Annotated in this window: 17 protein-coding genes; 9 read left to right on the top strand and 8 right to left on the bottom strand. The window is 63.3% G+C overall.

The window, feature by feature from the left end; all coding sequences use genetic code 11:
* Positions 1-149: 149 nt before the first annotated feature.
* The 3 genes from C8N34_RS19970 to cobS form a co-directional block, all read right to left on the bottom strand.
* On the bottom strand, positions 150-1949 hold the full coding sequence (locus tag C8N34_RS19970; protein WP_108130239.1) for an aminopeptidase P family protein: 1800 nt from the start codon (positions 1947-1949) through the stop codon (positions 150-152).
* Between the two features lie 86 nt (positions 1950-2035).
* The gene (gene cobT / locus C8N34_RS19975) at positions 2036-3907 is read right to left on the bottom strand and encodes a cobaltochelatase subunit CobT (protein WP_108130240.1); all 1872 of its coding nucleotides are present in this window, start codon (positions 3905-3907) and stop codon (positions 2036-2038) included.
* 200 nt (positions 3908-4107) lie between these two features.
* Entirely contained in the window at positions 4108-5094 is a 987-nt protein-coding gene (gene cobS / locus C8N34_RS19980; protein ID WP_054303193.1) for a cobaltochelatase subunit CobS, read from the bottom strand.
* A 217-nt stretch (positions 5095-5311) separates the two neighbouring features.
* Between cobS and msrB the strand changes: the two genes are divergently transcribed.
* The 3 genes from msrB to C8N34_RS19995 all read left to right on the top strand — a co-directional run bounded on the left by msrB (position 5312) and on the right by C8N34_RS19995 (position 8357).
* A complete protein-coding gene (msrB, locus tag C8N34_RS19985; protein ID WP_108130255.1) occupies positions 5312-5770 on the top strand; it encodes a peptide-methionine (R)-S-oxide reductase MsrB in 459 nt (152 codons plus the stop codon).
* Between the two features lie 89 nt (positions 5771-5859).
* Positions 5860-6663: a class I SAM-dependent methyltransferase gene (locus tag C8N34_RS19990; RefSeq protein WP_108130241.1), complete on the top strand. Its 804-nt coding sequence runs from the start codon at positions 5860-5862 to the stop codon at positions 6661-6663.
* On the top strand, positions 6660-8357 hold the full coding sequence (locus C8N34_RS19995) for a glycosyltransferase family 4 protein (protein WP_158640746.1): 1698 nt from the start codon (positions 6660-6662) through the stop codon (positions 8355-8357). Before C8N34_RS19990 ends, C8N34_RS19995 begins: the two co-directional genes overlap by 4 nt.
* On the opposite strand, the gene C8N34_RS20000 is transcribed toward C8N34_RS19995, so the two are convergent.
* Positions 8342-8971, bottom strand: a complete 630-nt coding sequence (locus C8N34_RS20000; protein ID WP_054303183.1) for a J domain-containing protein — start codon at positions 8969-8971, stop codon at positions 8342-8344. The genes C8N34_RS19995 and C8N34_RS20000 overlap by 16 nt on opposite strands.
* A gap of 87 nt (positions 8972-9058) precedes the next feature.
* Here C8N34_RS20000 and C8N34_RS20005 point away from each other — a divergent pair, with 87 nt between their 5' ends.
* Positions 9059-9310: a BolA family protein gene (locus C8N34_RS20005; protein WP_054303182.1), complete on the top strand. Its 252-nt coding sequence runs from the start codon at positions 9059-9061 to the stop codon at positions 9308-9310.
* Between the two features lie 3 nt (positions 9311-9313).
* Here C8N34_RS20005 and C8N34_RS20010 read toward each other — a convergent pair whose 3' ends face one another.
* Complete coding sequence (locus C8N34_RS20010; protein WP_054303181.1) at positions 9314-9733, bottom strand: SufE family protein; 420 nt, start codon at positions 9731-9733, stop codon at positions 9314-9316.
* A gap of 139 nt (positions 9734-9872) precedes the next feature.
* On the opposite strand from C8N34_RS20010, the gene C8N34_RS20015 reads away from it, so the two are divergent.
* Positions 9873-10328, top strand: a complete 456-nt coding sequence (locus tag C8N34_RS20015) for a hypothetical protein (protein ID WP_108130243.1) — start codon at positions 9873-9875, stop codon at positions 10326-10328.
* Positions 10329-10388: 60 nt separating this feature from the next.
* On the opposite strand, the gene C8N34_RS20020 is transcribed toward C8N34_RS20015, so the two are convergent.
* From C8N34_RS20020 to C8N34_RS20030, 3 genes are all read right to left on the bottom strand, one after another.
* The gene (locus C8N34_RS20020; protein ID WP_242013855.1) at positions 10389-10865 is read right to left on the bottom strand and encodes a gluconokinase; all 477 of its coding nucleotides are present in this window, start codon (positions 10863-10865) and stop codon (positions 10389-10391) included.
* A gap of 5 nt (positions 10866-10870) precedes the next feature.
* Complete coding sequence (gene rnd, locus C8N34_RS20025) at positions 10871-12031, bottom strand: ribonuclease D (protein ID WP_108130244.1); 1161 nt, start codon at positions 12029-12031, stop codon at positions 10871-10873.
* Positions 12032-12168: 137 nt separating this feature from the next.
* Positions 12169-13281 carry an NADH:flavin oxidoreductase gene (locus C8N34_RS20030; protein ID WP_108130245.1) on the bottom strand — a complete coding sequence of 371 codons (1113 nt, stop codon included), beginning with the start codon at positions 13279-13281 and terminating at the stop codon, positions 12169-12171.
* Positions 13282-13579: 298 nt separating this feature from the next.
* Between C8N34_RS20030 and C8N34_RS20035 the strand changes: the two genes are divergently transcribed.
* From C8N34_RS20035 to C8N34_RS20050, 4 genes are all read left to right on the top strand, one after another.
* Positions 13580-14785 carry a tyrosine-type recombinase/integrase gene (locus C8N34_RS20035; RefSeq protein WP_108130246.1) on the top strand — a complete coding sequence of 402 codons (1206 nt, stop codon included), beginning with the start codon at positions 13580-13582 and terminating at the stop codon, positions 14783-14785.
* A gap of 144 nt (positions 14786-14929) precedes the next feature.
* Positions 14930-15187, top strand: coding sequence for a helix-turn-helix transcriptional regulator (locus C8N34_RS20040; RefSeq protein WP_158640747.1), 258 nt, complete (start codon positions 14930-14932; stop codon positions 15185-15187).
* A 352-nt stretch (positions 15188-15539) separates the two neighbouring features.
* A complete protein-coding gene (locus C8N34_RS20045; protein ID WP_108130248.1) occupies positions 15540-16193 on the top strand; it encodes a recombinase family protein in 654 nt (217 codons plus the stop codon).
* Between the two features lie 65 nt (positions 16194-16258).
* On the top strand, positions 16259-17065 hold the full coding sequence (locus tag C8N34_RS20050) for a hypothetical protein (protein WP_145693654.1): 807 nt from the start codon (positions 16259-16261) through the stop codon (positions 17063-17065).
* The last annotated feature ends 21 nt before the right edge of the window (positions 17066-17086 follow it).

The following is a 17086-nucleotide window of genomic DNA, read 5'->3' on the forward strand; positions in this document are numbered from 1 at the left end:
TCCCTGCCGCGCTCCCGGCAGGGACGTCCTTTTGAGTATTTGTACAAGAAGCAAGACAGCCGGTCGCGCGCCGTTTTGCCGCCCCGCAAAAGCTCTGCTGTTTGCTCCTTGCCCAAATACTCAGGCAAGCTCTGACAGAAGCGCGGCGGTCAGAGCGGTGCGCAGGCGGCTTTCAGCCACTCCAGCGTGGCCCCCTCAACCAGCGGCCCGACCTTCGCCAGAACCTCGGCATGATAGCTGTCTAGCCAGCCGCGTTCGCTTGATGACAGCATGTCCGGAAGGATCAGCCGCCGGTCGAAGGGCACGAAGGTCAGCGTCTCGAAATCATATTGCGCGCGGTGGTCACCCAGCGGCTGCGCCTCCCGCACCACGATCAGGTTTTCGAGCCGGATGCCAAAGGCCCCCTCACGATAATAGCCCGGCTCGTCCGACAGGATCATGCCGGGCACCAGCGGCACGGTGGAGAGCCGCGAAATCCGCTGCGGCCCCTCGTGGACTGAGAGGAAGGCGCCGACGCCATGCCCCGTGCCGTGGTCATAGTCGTAGCCCGCAAGCCAGAGCGGCGCACGGGCCAGCGCATCCAGATCACGCCCGGCCAACCCCTTCGGGAACCGCGTGCGCGCCACGGCGATCATACCTTGCAACACGCGGGTATAGCAGTCGCGCGCGTCAGGTTCTGACGGCGCGCCGATGGCGATAGTCCGGGTGATGTCGGTCGTGCCGTCCAGATATTGCCCGCCGCTGTCGACCAGCAGCAGATCGCCGGGTGCCACTGCACGATTGGTGGCCTCGGTCACCCGGTAATGAATGATGGCACCATTCGGCCCCGTCCCGCTGATCGTGTCGAACGACAGGTCATGCAGCTGGTTGCTTTCGCGCCGGAAACCTTCCAGCGCCTCGACCGCAGCAATCTCGGTCAGCCCGCCCTGCGGCGCAGTGGCATCCAGCCAGGCGAGAAAACGCACCATGGCAGCGCCATCGCGCAGATGGGCGGCACGGGTCGCCGCGATTTCAACCGGGTTCTTGCAGGCTTTCGGCAGCGCGCAGGGGTCGTCGCCGGTCGCCACCGCAACGCCCGCATCCTCCAGTTCCTGCGCCACCGCGACCGGCGCGCTGGCCGGGTCGATCCGCACCGGGCCGGGCAGGCTGTGCAGGCCCGGCACAAAGGCCGCGACCGGGCGCAGGGTCACATGATCACCCAGACCCGCGCGGGTTTCCGCGTCGAACTTCGCCGGATCGGCATAAAGCGTCACCCGCCCGTCGTCATGCAGCACCGCAAAGCCATGTAGCACCGGATTGCGCGGCACATCGGCCCCGCGCAGGTTCAGAAGCCAGCACAGGCTGTCGGGCAGAGTAATGACGGCCGCGCGCTGGCCCGCCGCACGCAACCCCTCCGCCAGCCGCGCCCGTTTCGAGGCGCTGCTTTCCCCGGCCAAAGCCTCAGGATGCAGGAAGGCACGCCCCTGCGGTGGCTCAGGCTGATCGGGCCAGATCGCATCGACCATATTGGCGCAGGGCCGCAGGATAACTCCGCTGCCTGCCAGTGCGGTTTCAAGCTTCGCAATCTCGTCTGCCGCATGCAGCCAGGGGTCGAAGCCGATCACGCCTTCAGTCAGATTTTCAACGATCCATTCGCCCGGCTTCACCTCAGGCCAGTTCACCGGCGTGAACACCGCCAGATCGACCTGCGCGCGGACCTGCGTGCGGTAGCGGCCGTCAACGAAAACACCCGCCAGATCGGGCAGCACAATGCAGAAGCCGGCCGAGCCGGTAAAGCCGGTGAGCCAGGACAGCCGCTCATCCCGCGCCGCGACATATTCGCCTTGGTGGGCGTCGGCGCGCGGCACCAGAAAGCCAGAAAGCCCCTCCGCCGCCAGCCTGCTCCGCAGCGTCGCCAGCCGCGCCGCCCCCTGAGACGGATCTGCCTGCGACGTGAAATCCTGAAACATGCCCGCCTCTTTCCCTTGGCTCAAATATCCTCGGGGTGAATGCGCCCGGCACGGGCGCAAAGGAGGCGAGCCCCCTCGCCGCCCCGTCAGCCGACCTTGCGCATCCCCAGAACCCGCGCCCGCTTGCGCGGGTCGGTGTCAAACAACCCGGCCAGCTGTTCGGTCATCGCGCCGGCAAGCTGTTCCACATCGGTGATCGTGACCGCACGCTGGTAATAGCGCGTCACGTCATGGCCGATGCCGATAGCGATCAGTTCCACCTGTTTGCGCTTTTCCACCATGGCGATCACATCGCGCAGATGCTTTTCAAGGAAGCTGGCAGGGTTCACCGACAGGGTGGAATCATCCACCGGCGCGCCGTCCGAGATCACCATGAGGATTTTGCGCGCTTCGGGCCGCGAGGCCATGCGACGGTGCGCCCATTCCAGCGCCTCGCCGTCAATGTTCTCCTTCAGAAGCCCCTCTTTCATCATCAGCCCCAGATTGGGCCGCGCCCGACGCCAGGGGGCATCGGCAGATTTATAGATGATATGGCGCAGGTCATTCAGGCGACCCGGCTGTTGCGGACGTCCCGCCGCCAGCCATTTCTCGCGGCTCTGCCCGCCCTTCCAGGCTCGCGTGGTGAAGCCGAGGATTTCCACCTTCACCCCGCAGCGTTCCAGCGTGCGGGCCAGAACATCGGCGCAGATCGCGGCAATCGAGATCGGCCGTCCGCGCATCGAGCCGGAATTGTCCAGAAGCAGCGTCACGCAGGTATCGCGGAACTCGGTATCCTTTTCCTGCTTGAACGACAGCGGCGTGGTGGGGTTCGCCACCACCCGCGCCAGACGGCCTGCGTCCAGCGTGCCTTCCTCCAGATCGAACAGCCACGAACGGTTCTGCTGCGCCTGAAGCCGGCGTTGAAGCTTGTTGGCCAGTCGGCTGACCGCGCCTTTCAGCGGTTCAAGCTGCTGGTCCAGATAGGCGCGCAGGCGTTCCAGCTCAGCCGCCTCGGCCAGATCCTCGGCGCGGATTTCCTCGTCGAATTCCTGGGTGTAGACAGTGTAATTCGGGTCGGCATCGGAATAGGGCGCCGGCGGCGGCGGTTCCTGCGGCGCCTCGCCCTCGGGCAGTTCGGCTTCTTCCGACTGCTCCATGTCCGCATTGTCATCCATCGACACTTGGGCCTGGCTCTGGTCCTGGCTGTCTTCCTGGCTGCGCTCGGGTTCGGCCTCGGCCTCCTCCTCCTGACTGTCCTCGCCGGTGCTTTCGGCGTTGTCCTCGTCCTCCTGCGCCTCGTCCTGCGCTTCGTCATCCATGTCGTCGGCGTCCGGGTCGTCGCCCAGCTGGTCGCCATAGCCAAGGTCCGAGATCACCTGGCGCGCAAGGCGCGCGAAGGCCGACTGATCGGCCAGCGCCTCGTCCAGATTGTCCAGCGCGCCTCTGGCCTGCTGTTCGATGAACCCGCGCCAGAGGTTCATCACATTCGCCGCGGCGGCGGGCAGCGGCTGGCCGGTTGCCAGATGCCGCACCAGATAGCCCGCTGCGACAGACAGCGGCGCGTCGGCGGCCTGTGTGATCTGGCCATAACCCTTGCGCTCGGCCTCGTGGCCAAGCTTGTGGGCAATGTTTACCGCCGTGCCGGGCATGGCACGCGCGCCCAGCGCTTCGGCCCGCGCAGTTTCCATCGCCTCGTAGATTTCGCGCGCGATGCCGCCGGGCGGGGCGTATTTCGCGGCCACCCCCTCATCATGGTGACGGCGGCGCAGCGCCAGCGCATCGGCAGTGCCGCGCGCCATCATTACCTCGTCGCGCGTCATGCGACGGCTGACCTGCGGCAGGCGCATGCCATCCTTGGTCATGCCCGAAGGATCGACGGAATAGCTGACCGTCATCTCCGGATCGTCGGCCATGGTCTTGGTGGCCTCGGCCAGAGCCTTCTTGAACGGATCGGCGGGGTTGTCAGCGGGTTTGGTCATGTCGCGCGCGCGCTCCGGGTCGGATGTTGCCCCCAAAGACGGGGGGCTGTCTGCCCCCCGCGCTTCCCTTCGGGAAGCTCCCCCCGAGGATATTTCCGGACAGAAAATCGGTGAGCCACCGCCTTATTTTCTGTCCGGAAATATCCTCAGGGGGGTGAGGCCGCAGGCCGAGGGGGGCGCGAGCGCCCCCCTGCGACGGTTCACTTCATCGCCATCGAGGCGGCGCTTTCCGGCAGTTCCTCGCCGAAGCAACGCTGGTAGAACTCGGCAACGGTCTGGCGCTCCAGCTCGTCACACTTGTTCAGGAATGACAGACGGAAGGCATAGCCGACATTGTGGAAGATGCGGGCGTTTTCGGCCCAGTTCAGCACGGTGCGCGGCGACATGACGGTGGAGAGATCGCCATTCATGAAGGCGGTCCGGGTCAGGTCGGCCACCGTCACCATCTGGCTGATGGTCTTGCGGCCCTTCTCGGTGTTGTAATGCGCATTCTTGGCCAGCACGATCGCCGCCTCGGCATCATGGCTGAGGTAGTTCAGCGTGGCCACGAGGCTCCAGCGGTCCATCTGCGCCTGGTTGATCTGCTGCACACCATGGTAAAGCCCGGTCGTATCGCCCAGACCCACGGTATTCGCGGTGGCGAACAGGCGGAAGGACGGGTGCGGGGTGATGATCTCGTTCTGATCGAGCAGGGTCAGCTTGCCGTCATGTTCCAGCACGCGCTGAATGACGAACATCACATCCGCCCGGCCCGCATCATATTCGTCGAAAACGATGGCGACGGGATTGCGCAAGGCCCAGGGCAGGATGCCCTCGTGGAATTCGGTCACCTGTTTGCCGTCGCGCAGCTTGATCGCATCCTTGCCGATCAGGTCGATCCGGCTGATGTGGCTGTCGAGGTTCACGCGCACGCAGGGCCAGTTCAGCCGCGCCGCCACCTGTTCGATATGGGTCGATTTCCCGGTGCCGTGATAACCTTGAATCATCACGCGGCGGTTGTAGGCAAAGCCCGCGAGGATCGCCAGCGTCGTGTCAGGGTCGAATTTATAGGTCGGGTCAATCTCGGGCACGCGGTCGGAGCGCTCGGCAAAGCCCTTGACCTTCATGTCGGTGTCGATCCCGAAGACATCCCGCACAGAGATTTCTTCGGTGGGTTTCGCAACTTGATCCAGCATTCCGTCCGCCATCGCATCAGGCACCCCGGGCGCGGGGTGCGGGTTCGTATCCGTGGTTTTGTGGAACATATCGCCCCCCGCTGCAAGGGCAAGGCTTGTCCCCGACACAATCGGCTGCATCGGCGGCGCGACAGGGTGGCGCTTTTGGCCGCCCTGGTCGCATTTGCGTGAAGTGTGAAACATCCGGCCTGCTGCCTGCGTATGGTCATACAGGACCATGGAGGACATCATGCACCGCAGAACCCTTCTCGGCAGCGCGCTGGCGCTGCTCGCCACACGCCCGGCATTGGCCGCGGGCGAATTTCCCTTCACGCTTTCCGATGCGGAATGGCGCGCGCGACTGTCGCCGCTGGCCTATGACGTGCTGCGTCACGAGGCGACCGAGCGTGCCTTCACCTCGCCCCTGAATGACGAGAAGCGCCGCGGCACCTTTCATTGCGCGGGCTGCGACCAGGGGCTTTATGCATCGAGTACGAAGTTCGACAGCGGCACCGGCTGGCCCTCGTTCACTGCCGCGCTGCCGGGCGCGGTGGGCAACCGCGAAGACAGCCGGTTCTTTATGCGGCGGATCGAAGAACATTGCGCCAATTGCGGCGGGCATCTGGGCCATGTGTTCGACGACGGCCCGCCGCCCACCGGCAAACGGCACTGCATCAATGGCGCGGCTTTGCGCTTCCAGCCCGCGTAAGGCCCAGAAAACGCTGGCCCGGCGGGCGGGTGGCGGCTAACCTTGGCCCGAAAGGCGGCAAAAGCCCGCCTGAGTGGCGAGGTTCGGGCATGTCTTCCCGGAACGACGATCTGGTGCGCCGCGTGGCGACCGAAGTACAGCGGCTTGCTGGCCCTGACGCCGGAGACCGCGAGTTGAACCAGGCGCTACGGCTGCTCGCGAAATGGCGGGCGGGCTGGCTGGAGGGCGCGCTTGCACGCCGCCTGCCGCAGCAGATTCCCGCAGGCCCCTTTGCGGGCATGACCTACACGGTCCGCGCCTCCGAAGGGGCGCGTCTCGCGCGATTGCTGGGTGTTTACGAAGCCGGGCTGGCCCCGGTGATCGAAGAGATCGTGGCCCGGCGATATGGTCTGGTGGTCGATATCGGTGCGGCGGAGGGTTATTACGCCGTCGGGCTGGCCCGGCGCCTGCCCGACGCCCGGATCCTCGCCCATGACGGCGATCCGCGCGCAAGGGCCCTTTGCGCCGAGCTTGCGACCCTGAACGGCGTGTCAGACCGCGTGAAGATCGGCGGCATCCTGACCCATGACGATCTGTGCCACCTCCCTGCGGGCGATTGCGTGATCATCTGCGATATCGAGGGCGCCGAAGCCGAGTTGCTGGACCCCGAGTCGGCCCCTGCCCTGCGCGGCGCTGATCTGCTGGTCGAGGTGCACGAGGGCATGAAGCCCGGCACGCTTGACCTGCTGCACCGCCGGTTCAGCGTCAGCCATGAAATCCGGCAGATCGGGCGCCATCTGGCTGATGACGCTCTGCCGGACTGGGCGGAGCGGCTGTCAGATATGGACAGGCTGATTCTGCTGTGGGAATGGCGGTCTTCGCCGACGCCCTGGCTGTGGATGACCCGCCGATGACCGATCTTGCGCCCAATGCGGCAATCTATTTTGCCGCCGACGGCTATGACCCCGGCGCCAAGGGGATCAATGGCCGTCGGGTGGCGGGGGAAAGCTTCATTCGGGGCTTTTTCCGCCATGCGGATGCACCCGCACTGATGTCGTTTACGCCGAAGCCCGCCGATCAGGCGCTGTTCACCCGGCTCGCGGGTGAGGAACGGCCCGGCATGACGGTTCAGCACCTGCCCCTGCGCAGCCCGCAGCGCCTGGCCGAGCCAGGGACACTGTTCTTTCCCAGCCCCAATTTCGCTGGCGAATGCTGGCGCCGTGCGCCGCATGGGGATGCAAGCTGGTCGATCTGTGGCATCACCCATACCATTTCGACCCGGGGCGTGATGCAGGGCTTTTTCGATCTGCGCATGGCGCCGCAGATGGAATGGGATGCGGTCATCTGCACCTCCCGCGCCGTGCAGTCGGCGGTTCTCACGCAGATGGACATGATCGACGCCCATGCGAAGGCACGGTTCATGGCCAACCCGCCGCCCCGCCCGCAGCTTCCCGTCATCCCGCTGGGGATCGACTGTGGCGCCTTTGCCCCGGATGCGGCCGCCGGCGCGGCGTTGCGCGCGCGGCTTGGCGCGGGTGCGGCGGATACGGTGTTCACCTGCATCGCCCGCCTGACCCCTTATGAGAAGTTTGACCCCCTGCCGCTCTATATTGCGCTGGCCGAGGCGCAGCGTCGGCTGGGCCCCCGGCAGAAGCTGCATCTGGCGCTGTGCGGGATCTTCCGCGATGCGTTTTCCCGCAAGGTGTTCGAAGAAGGGGCCGCGCGGTTGATGCCCGATGTGGGCTTTCTGGTGCTCGACGGGGCCGATGCGGCTGAACGGCGCGCGGCACTGTCCGGTGCCGATGTCTTCACCTTCCCGATCGACAATATCCAGGAAACCTTCGGCCTTGCCCCGATCGAGGCGATGGCGGCAGGCCTGCCGGTTCTGGTGTCGGACTGGGACGGCATGCGCGATACGGTGACGCCCGACGTGGGCATCCGTGTTCCGACCCGGACGCTGGGGCCAGGCCATGCGGTATCCGAGGCGCTGCGCCATTTCGGTGGCGCCGACACCTATCCGCAATATTGCGCACTGACCTCGCAGATGACGGCAATCGACATCCGTGCGCTTGTCGAGGCGATCCTGTCGCTCGCAGGCAACCCCGATCTGCGCCGCAGGCTGGGAGCCGCCGGACAGGCCCGCGCCGCAGCGCTGTACGACTGGCGGGTGATCGTGCCGCAGATGCAGGCTTTGTGGGGCGAGCTTGCCGCGCGCAGGGGCGCCGCCACAGCTCCGGCCCTCCCGCCTGCCGGGCGACTTGCCGTAGCCCCCTCGCCCTTCGCCTATTTCGCCAGCTATCCAAGTGCCGCAGGCGGGTTTGCCGGCGTGCGTTTCGCCAGCGCGACGCCACAACCGCCGCTGCCGGTGGCCGAAATGCTGGTGCTGCGCAACTATACCGGCATGGGCCGCTCCACTGAACGGCCCGAAGCCTTCGCCGCCATGGCCGAGGCCATCGCGGCAGCAGGTGCCCCCGGCATCAGCCGCGACGATCTGGCCAGCGCGCATAAATACAACCCGCTGACGGTGGATCGTCTGCTGATCTGGCTGCTGAAATACGGCTATATCCGGCGCCTGCCCGCCGTAACGCCCGTTCAGTCGCGGAAATAGCGGCTTTCGCGGATCTGCTCCCACGCCCAGACGACTTCTTGCAGACGCGATTCGTCATCGCGGTTGCCGCCATTCATGTCCGGGTGAAGATCCTTGACGAGGCTCTTGTATTGCTTGCGGATTTCCGTGCGCGTCCAGGTGTCGCGCGCATCAAGGATCTCCAGCGCCTTGCGTTCGGTCGAAGGCAGCTTGCGCGTCACGGCAGATTGCACCTTGCCGGGGTTCTGCGTGCCCTTCTCGCCCAGGATCGCCATGGGGTCATTGACCCCCAGCCGAGCCCAGGCCCGGCCATCATCCTTCTGGCTGAAGGGTTTGGTTTCCCGCTCCCATACGCGCGCCTTGTCGAGGAACTTCTGAAACTCCTCGTCCGAGGTGCCGTTGAAGAAGTTCCACTTCAGATTGTATTCCCGAACGTGATCCTTGCAGAACCAGAAGAACTCGTCCAGCAGGTCCGGCGATTTCGGCGCGCGATAAAGACCTGCCTCCTGACAGCCCGGATATTCGCAGTTCTTCTGCGACGTCTCAAACGCCCCCGACATGCCCCGGCGGCCCGTCTTGCGGCGCTTCTTGTCCGAGGAAACGCGGATGTCGAATTCGAACGGGGGTTTCTGCATTACACGGCCTTTCCGACACTGCCTTTCCGACTCGGAGGCGAGAGTTTAGATGTTTACGCGCCGGATTGAAGGGGGAGCGCGCTGAAAATGTCTGTCCGTAACGAAATCGAGGAAAGGCTGACCGCTGCCTTTGCGCCGGAAGTTCTGGAAATTCAGGATGATAGTGAGAAACATCGCGGTCATGGCGGCTGGCGTGAAGGCGGCGAGACCCATTTCAACGTGACCATCCGCGCACCTGCGCTGGCGGCCCTGGGCCGGGTCGAGCGTCATCGTGCGGTCCATCGCGCGCTTGGCGATCTGACCACCCGCATTCACGCGCTGGCGCTGGATATCGGCTGAGCCTCAGGCGGTGGCGGCGGTCTTGCGGATACGCTCGACCATCGCCCGCACACCATTCGACCGCTGCGACGACAGATGCTCGTTCAGGCCCAGCCGCGCCAGTTCGGCAGGCGCATCAACTTGGCCGACCTCCGCCGCAGTCAGCCCGGCATAAAGCGCGTGCAGCACCGCGATCAGCCCGCGCACGATCATCGCATCCGACGTGCCCTGAAAATCGAACCGCGCCGAAGGGCCCTTCCCTTCGACCATCGGGCGCAGCCAGACCTGGCTGGCGCAACCATCCACCTTGAAGGCAGGCACCTGAAAGGCCGCGTCCAGATCAGGGAAAGCCTTGCCCAGTTCGATCACATGGCGATAGCGGTCCTCCCAGTCGTCAAGGAATTCGAAGGTTTCCACGATCTCTTCAAAGGCGGGGGTGGCCATGGTGTGCTCCTTACCGTATCGGGCCACAGCTAGGCCGAAGCGCGCGAAAGGTCCAGAGGAGTGCTTTTCAAAAGCCCGCGCTTGGGTTAGCCAAGGGTCAGGCCGGATCAGGCGCCAGACGGGCGCGAAAGGGGATGGGATGAGAAAACCGCTGCTTGCCGCGCTGGCGCTGGTGATGTTCGTTTCCGCCTGCGGGGCGGTGCGCGAGTCGCGCCTCAACCCGTTCAACTGGTTCCAGCGCAGCGAAACGGTGGCGGTCGATCCGGTGACGCAGAAGCCGGAAGACCCGCGCCCGCTGGCCCAGCAGATCATCGACCTGAAGGTCGAACCCGCTCCCGGCGGTGCGATCATCCGCGCCACAGCCCTGCCCCCGACGCAAGGCTGGTGGGATGCAGAGCTGGTGAAGCGCGGCGACGACCAGAACGGTGCCCGCATCTATGACTTCCGCATGTCTGCCCCCAAGACGCAGGCCGGCGTCTCGACCCCACGCTCGCGCCAGATCACGGCCGCGGTGTTCCTGACGACCCGGCAATTGCAGGAGATCACGTCGATCACCGTGCAGGCCGCGACCAACGGCATGACCAGCCGCCGCTGACATCCGCACCGCGGCAGCCGCTTTGACGGGGGCTCGATGCCCCCGGCGAAGCGCCCCCGTTCAGAGCTTCAGCCAGTTCCGCGCCTCGGCCACCATCTGCCCGACGGGACGGAACGCCCGCAGCGCCAGTGCCCCTTCCTCCGCACCCGGCGGCTCCAGCGTGGCGTACTGGCTTGCCAGCAGCGCAGGCGGCATGAAATGTCCCTGCCGCGCTTGCAGATGCCCGGAAATCTCGGCCTCCGACGCCGCCAGATGGATCACCCGCAGGTCAGGAGCAAAATCCCGCAGCCGGTTCCGATAGGCCCGGCGCAGGGCCGAACAGGCCAGAACACCACCCGGTTCCAATGCCACGCCACAGGCCTCAAGCCATGGCCAGCGGTCGTCATCCGACAGCGGCTCGCCCCGCGCCATTTTCGCAATATTCGCCTCAGGGTGCAGGTCATCCGCATCGCGGAACACCAGACCCGTCGCCGTGGCCAGCGCCGCCCCGAAGCGGCTTTTGCCGCATCCGGAAACGCCCATGACGAGAATACGCACGGGCGTCACCCCAGCCGCACCACCCGGACCTCGTTGCCGCGTGCGGTCAGGGCAATTTCGCCCTTGCAAAGCCGCAGCGCATCCTCGCCGAAGGCTTCCATCCGCCAGCCCTTCAGCGCGGGCAGGTCGCGTTCGCCCGCGGCGATGGCATCCAGATCGGCGGCAGAGGCGATCAGCTTGGCCGCGACGCCAAGGCTTTCCGACTTCGCTTTCAGCAGCACACGCAGCAGATCTGCCAGCGCCGGATTGACCTGCAACTGTTCGCGCGCAAGATCAGGCTTCGGCATATCCTCGGGCTTCATCTCCAGCCCGGCTTTCACCGCCGCGATGATTCCGTCGGCGATGTCGCCCCGCCGCCCCTCGCGCAGCAGAAGGCGCGAGCGGCCCAGCTCCTCATGCGTCTGCGGCCGGGTCGAGGCCAGTTCCAGCAGCGCATCGTCCTTCATCACCCGTGAACGCGGCACATTGTTCGTTTGCGCATAACTTTCGCGGAACTCGGCCAGCGCCTTCACCAGCGCCAGGAACCGCCCCGAGGTGGTGCGAGTCTTGACCCGCTGCCAGGCTTCGGCCGGGCGGATCGTGTAGGTTTCGGGGTCGGTGAGCATGCCCAGCTCTTCCGCAACCCAGCGTTCACGCGCCGATTTGGCGATCTGCCGCGCGAGGCTTTCATACACCACACGCAGATGCGTCACATCGGCCAGCGCATATTCCTTCTGCGCCGCGCTCAGCGGGCGGCGCGACCAGTCGGTGAAGCGCGATGTCTTGTCGAGACTCGCCTTGGCGATCTTCTTCACCAGCGTCTCGTAGCCCACCTGTTCGCCATAGCCGCAGACCATGGCGGCGACCTGGGTGTCGAACAGCGGCACGGGGAAGACCCCGCCCTCGACGAAGAAGATTTCCAGATCCTGCCGTGCGGCGTGGAACACCTTGACCGTCGCCTCATGGCGGAACAGGTCATACAGCGGCTCCAGCGACATGCCCTCACCCTCAATCGGGTCAACCAGCACCGCTTCGCCATCGGCGCCCGGCAGGGCCATCTGGATCAGGCAGAGTTTCGACCAGTAGGTGCGTTCGCGCAGGAACTCAGTGTCGATGGTCACATAAGGGTGTGCCTTGGCTGCCGCACAGAATTCGGCAAGCTCCTCGGTCGTCGTAATGGTGCGCATGGGCGTCTTTCGTCTGGCTCACGGGGGTGTCCCGCCCTTCCGCTATAGGCACCTGATACCGCGATGTGAACCTTTTTCCACAAATGTGGGGCGGAAAGCCACGGGAAGCTGCCCCCGTGGCTTTCCGGACAGGCAGATCAGACCAGTTCAGCCAGATCGCGGGCGTCGAAGCCGCGCAGCGCGGCGGTGTCACCCGCCTCCACATGACGCACCCAGTCGGGGTCGGAAATCAGCGCGCGGCCCACGGCGATCAGGTCGAACTCGTCGCGCGCCATGCGATCCATCAGCTGACCCAGCGGCGCGGCCCCGGCGCCTTCGCCCCGGAAGGCGGCAAGGAATTCGGCCCCGCCAAGCCCCACCGACCCCACGCTGATCGTCGGCGCGCCCGTCAGCTTCTTGGCCCAGCCTGCGAAATTCAGCCCGGTGTCCCCGTCGATTTCCGGGAATTCTGCGTCCCAGAACCGGCGCTGCGAGCAATGCAGAACGTCCGCCCCGGCCTCGACCAGCGGGCCAAGCCAGGCTTCCATTTCCTGCGGAGAGGCGGCGAGTTTCACGCCGTAATCCTGCTGTTTCCACTGGCTGACGCGCAGCAGCACCGGGAAATCGGGACCGACGGCGGCACGGACAGCCTTCAGCACCTCCACAGCGAAGCGGCTGCGTTCCGGCAGGGTTGCGCCGCCCCAGCGGTCGTCGCGCAGGTTGGTGCCCTGCCAGAAGAACTGGTCAATCAGATAGCCATGCGCACCATGCACCTCGACCAGATCCATGCCGATCCGCTTGGCATCCGCCGCCGCACGGGCAAAAGCCGCGATGGTATCGGCAATATCTTCCTCGGTCATCGCGCGGCCGCGCGGCTTGTCGGGCGCCAGCAGGCCCGAAGGGCTCTCGACCTCGGCCTCGGGCTTCCACGCCCCGCCCTTGGTCGAGCCGGTATGCCAGATCTGCGGCCCGATCTTCGCGCCCGCGCCATGCACCGCTTCGGCGACGCCGCGCCAGCCTTGCAGCGCCTTGTCCCCGTGGAAGAACGGAATGTTCGGCAGATTGCGCGAGGCCGGACGGTCGATCACCGTACCCTCGCTGAGGATCAGCCCCACGCCCCCCGCCGCCCGGCGGCGATAGTATTCGGCATTGGCCCCGCCGGGCACACCTTCGGGGGCCATGTCACGCGTCATCGGCGCCATGACGATGCGGTTCCTGAGCTCAAGCCCCTTCAGGCGGAAAGGACGGAAAAGCGGCTCTGTCGCGGTCATCTCGCGGACTCCATATCGTTGAGCAGCGGATGTATGTGCGCTAACAGCACTTTCAAGCCGCACTGCAGCATGACCTGACTGCGCGCAGATGCACAGATGGCTGCGCCGGTACAGATTATCTTTCAGGGGAAGGTCTGGTGGAGCAGAGGTCTGGCGAATCCCGCTCTCTACCGCTCCAGACGGATACATACAGATCCATTAATATCAAATACCTATGTGATAATCAGACCGAAGCCGTTGCATGGGATTTCGTTCAATCCTAGATTAATCGGTGGGAAAAACGGCGGGAACAAATCTGATGGTCAAGCTGACCGCCACCACGGTAAAGTCGCGCCACGACCCCGGCATGTATGCGGACGATGCCTGTCGAGGCCTCTACCTTTGCGTTGGAACCGGCGGGGCCAAGTCGTGGATTCTCCGAACGACCGTCTATGGCAAACGCCGGGAAATCGGCCTCGGCTCGGTCCGGGATGTATCCCTTGCGGAAGCACGAGACGAGGCCCAGCGCCTTCGCAAGATTGCCCGTGCAGGCGGCGACCCGATCACCAAACGTAGCCGCGAAACCATAACGTTCGCGCAGGCCACACAGCGGGTTCACGCTGCCCATGTGAACACATGGAAAAACAGGAAGCACACCGAGACTTGGCTGTCCACCATCGAGAACCATGTGTATCCGAGTCTCGGCACCCGCCCCATCGAGACCATCGGCACCGCCGACATACTGGCTGCCCTGCAACCTATCTGGACGGCGAAGCACGAGACGGCGAAGCGGCTGAAGCAACGACTTGCGATAATCTTCGACTGGGCTAAGACCGCCGGACACTATCACAACGAAAACCCGGTCAACGGGATCACGCGGGCGTTGCCCATCGTGAAGGCTACGGACAACCACATGGAGGCCATGGAATGGGCGGACCTGCCCGCATTCATGGCAGACCTACGGAAACGCGAGGGTGTTTCTGCACGGTGTCTGGAGTTCATCATATTAACCGCATCGCGTTCCGGCGAGGCCCGAGGCGCGCGCTGGGAGGAGTTCAACCTCAAAGAGAAGGTCTGGACAGTTCCCGGAAACCGGATGAAGCGCGGCGTCCCGCATCGGGTTCCGCTGGCAGCGCCGGTTATAAGGCTGATCGAAGGCCAGAGAGGTCTCGACCCAGACTATCTTTTCCCAAGCCCGTCACGCGACAAGGACGGAAAGGGCCGCCCACAATCGGACATGGTGTTCAAGGCCCTCTATGAACGCATGGGGCGCAGCGGCTTCACAACACACGGTTTCCGAAGCACGTTTCGGGACTGGTGCAGCGAATCGGCACAGGTTGACCGCGATGTGGCCGAGGCCGCGTTGCATCACACAACCGGAAATCAGACTGAAAGGGCGTATGCACGTTCCGATCTTTTTGATCGCCGCCGGAAGTTGATGCAACGCTGGGCAGAATATGCACTTCTTGAAGCCGTGCAGAGGGCCGAAACTAAGCTTCGCCGAATCAAACGACGGCAAAGTTGACGATCATCGGATTTTTCATCGAACAGATTGTCAATAGGGCTACCGATAACGCAATTTTGCGAAAAACGGCTCAAAACACGCGCCTTCCGGAGAGAGCGAATCAGATCTACAATGTCCGCATCGCTCAACATGGGAGAAATTAAGATGGAAAGCAGCCAATATTTATACACGATTGATGATCTGTGCGAGATATTCCATTGTGCAAAATCAACAATATGGCGCTGGGTTTCATCTGGAACATTTCCGAAACCTATTAAAATTGGAGGCTTATCTCGCTGGACGCAAGCGGCAGTGCTTGGGGTTATCGAGGTAGCGGAAGAAAACAAGAACGCCTCGGCGCAACCCATTTTCGACCATGGGAAGAAAATTCGCCTCAGCCGTGTTAAAATTTCACGAAGATGAAAGCTAGAAGCCGCCCCCTCACAACTGACAGGAAAAATTCCAACATATCTGGAAAATGATTTGTCAGACATAGCAGTATGCCCCCGTGGCACACTACAGGTACATGGTAAATATAAGGGGATTCCGCGTCAAGAATCTGCAAGCAACAGCATGAAATAGCACACAAATACTTGCATCGCGGCACGTATACCTATCACGTGTTCCTTATAGCCGGTTATTCGGAGAACTGTGGCACGGGAAAGGATCCTAATGGAGCATTAGATATTAATTGATACGCCAATCTTTACAGGAAAGATCAAGAACACCAGATGTTCACAAGCAAACGAGCATTTACTTGTGAAGGAAGCTAAGAATGACCCTGCGCTATATCTCCTATTATCGTGTCTCTACCCATCGCCAAGGGCAAAGCGGTCTTGGCCTTGAAGCCCAGCGCGCGGCGACAGTGGCATTTCTTGGCTCCACCGGCTCCGAACTTATTGCCGAATTTACCGAGGTCGAAAGCGGCAAGCGCGCAAACCGGCCCGAACTTGCGGCGGCCATCAAGGCTTGCCGCGACGGCGGCGCTATCCTTCTAATCGCCAAACTGGATCGGCTTGCCAGAAACGTTCACTTCATATCCGGCCTGCTGGAAAGCGGCGTCAAGTTTACCGCCATCGACATGCCGAACGCAGACCGGTTCATGCTGCATGTCTATGCCGCCATGGCCGAAGAGGAAGCACGGCGCATCAGCGAACGCACCAAAGCAGCACTTGCAGCAGCGAAGGCCCGTGGCGTAGCACTGGGCGAAAACGGGGTTCTCCTCGCCGCACAGCACAAGGCAACGGCAGACGACTTTGCCAGAGAGGTGGGGCCGAGGATATTAGCGATGCACGATAATGACGGCCTGAGTTATCGTGCTATTGCAGAAAATCTGAACCGGTCTAAGTTAGGGTCATTTGGTGGAAAAGCGTGGCATTCAACATCAGTCTATCGCGTTGCGACCCGATTCCGAGGAATTGCGGCATAGACTCTATAAACCTTATGGACCTGTATCACAGATTCCCAAACCTACATGCACAAGAGTAGAATGACATGTCACGCGAGGATTTCTTGCCACGTTTGACAGTCGCACCGGATTTCTCTGAATCTCGTGCGTCTCTTGATAAAATCGACTTACGCTTTCTCGATTTTATCCTTACGGGCGAAAACGCGCCAACCGCCTTGAATGACATGATTGGCAACGCTGTCTTTCGTCATGGCGGGGATGGCCTCAATATTTTCCGACATTGGAGCCCGCCGAGACGGCTACTGGTCGATGTGGCATCCGGTCGTCACAGCCGCACGGGACTCGTGCCGGTGTTTACCGGCAAGCTTGTCGGTTCCGCTGCGCATCCGAGCCGCGTCCAGTTCAGTCTGTCTGCCAAGCTGAGCGTGACGCGCGCGATACTTGCCCAGCGACTTATGCGCAGAATTGACAAGCCCGCCATCGGTCGCGGCTCCTACACTCTTCTGATAGATCGGCATTCACCGACATGGCAGGACGAATACCCACTTGTCGATGCGACGAATGTCCTGATCGGCCCTGATCTTAGATATGACTATGCAATGTCGCAGCCTGCATCCGCGCATCTGGTCGGACTTGTGACCGAAATCGAGGAAGCGATTGCCTTGCCTTTCGCAGTTGCGGCCCAACGCCACCAAGTTCAGGGCGATGTCGGAGGTGCATACAGCTTGAGCGAGGCCGAGGTGTATTGGGAGTTTGACACGCCTTCGCCCATTTCGACCGTTGACCTGTTGAGCAGCAAACTCACCAGTGTCGTCAACCGGCTCTGTTGCACAAATCGGGTTATGGCCGAGGTTCCCCTTTCCCCGGACGGACTTATCCCACAGCTTCCGTGACGGGTATGCCGAGCGCGGTGT

Origin of the sequence: Gemmobacter caeni, assembly GCF_003054195.1 — a bacterium.
Classification (GTDB): Bacteria; Pseudomonadota; Alphaproteobacteria; order Rhodobacterales; family Rhodobacteraceae; genus Gemmobacter; species Gemmobacter caeni.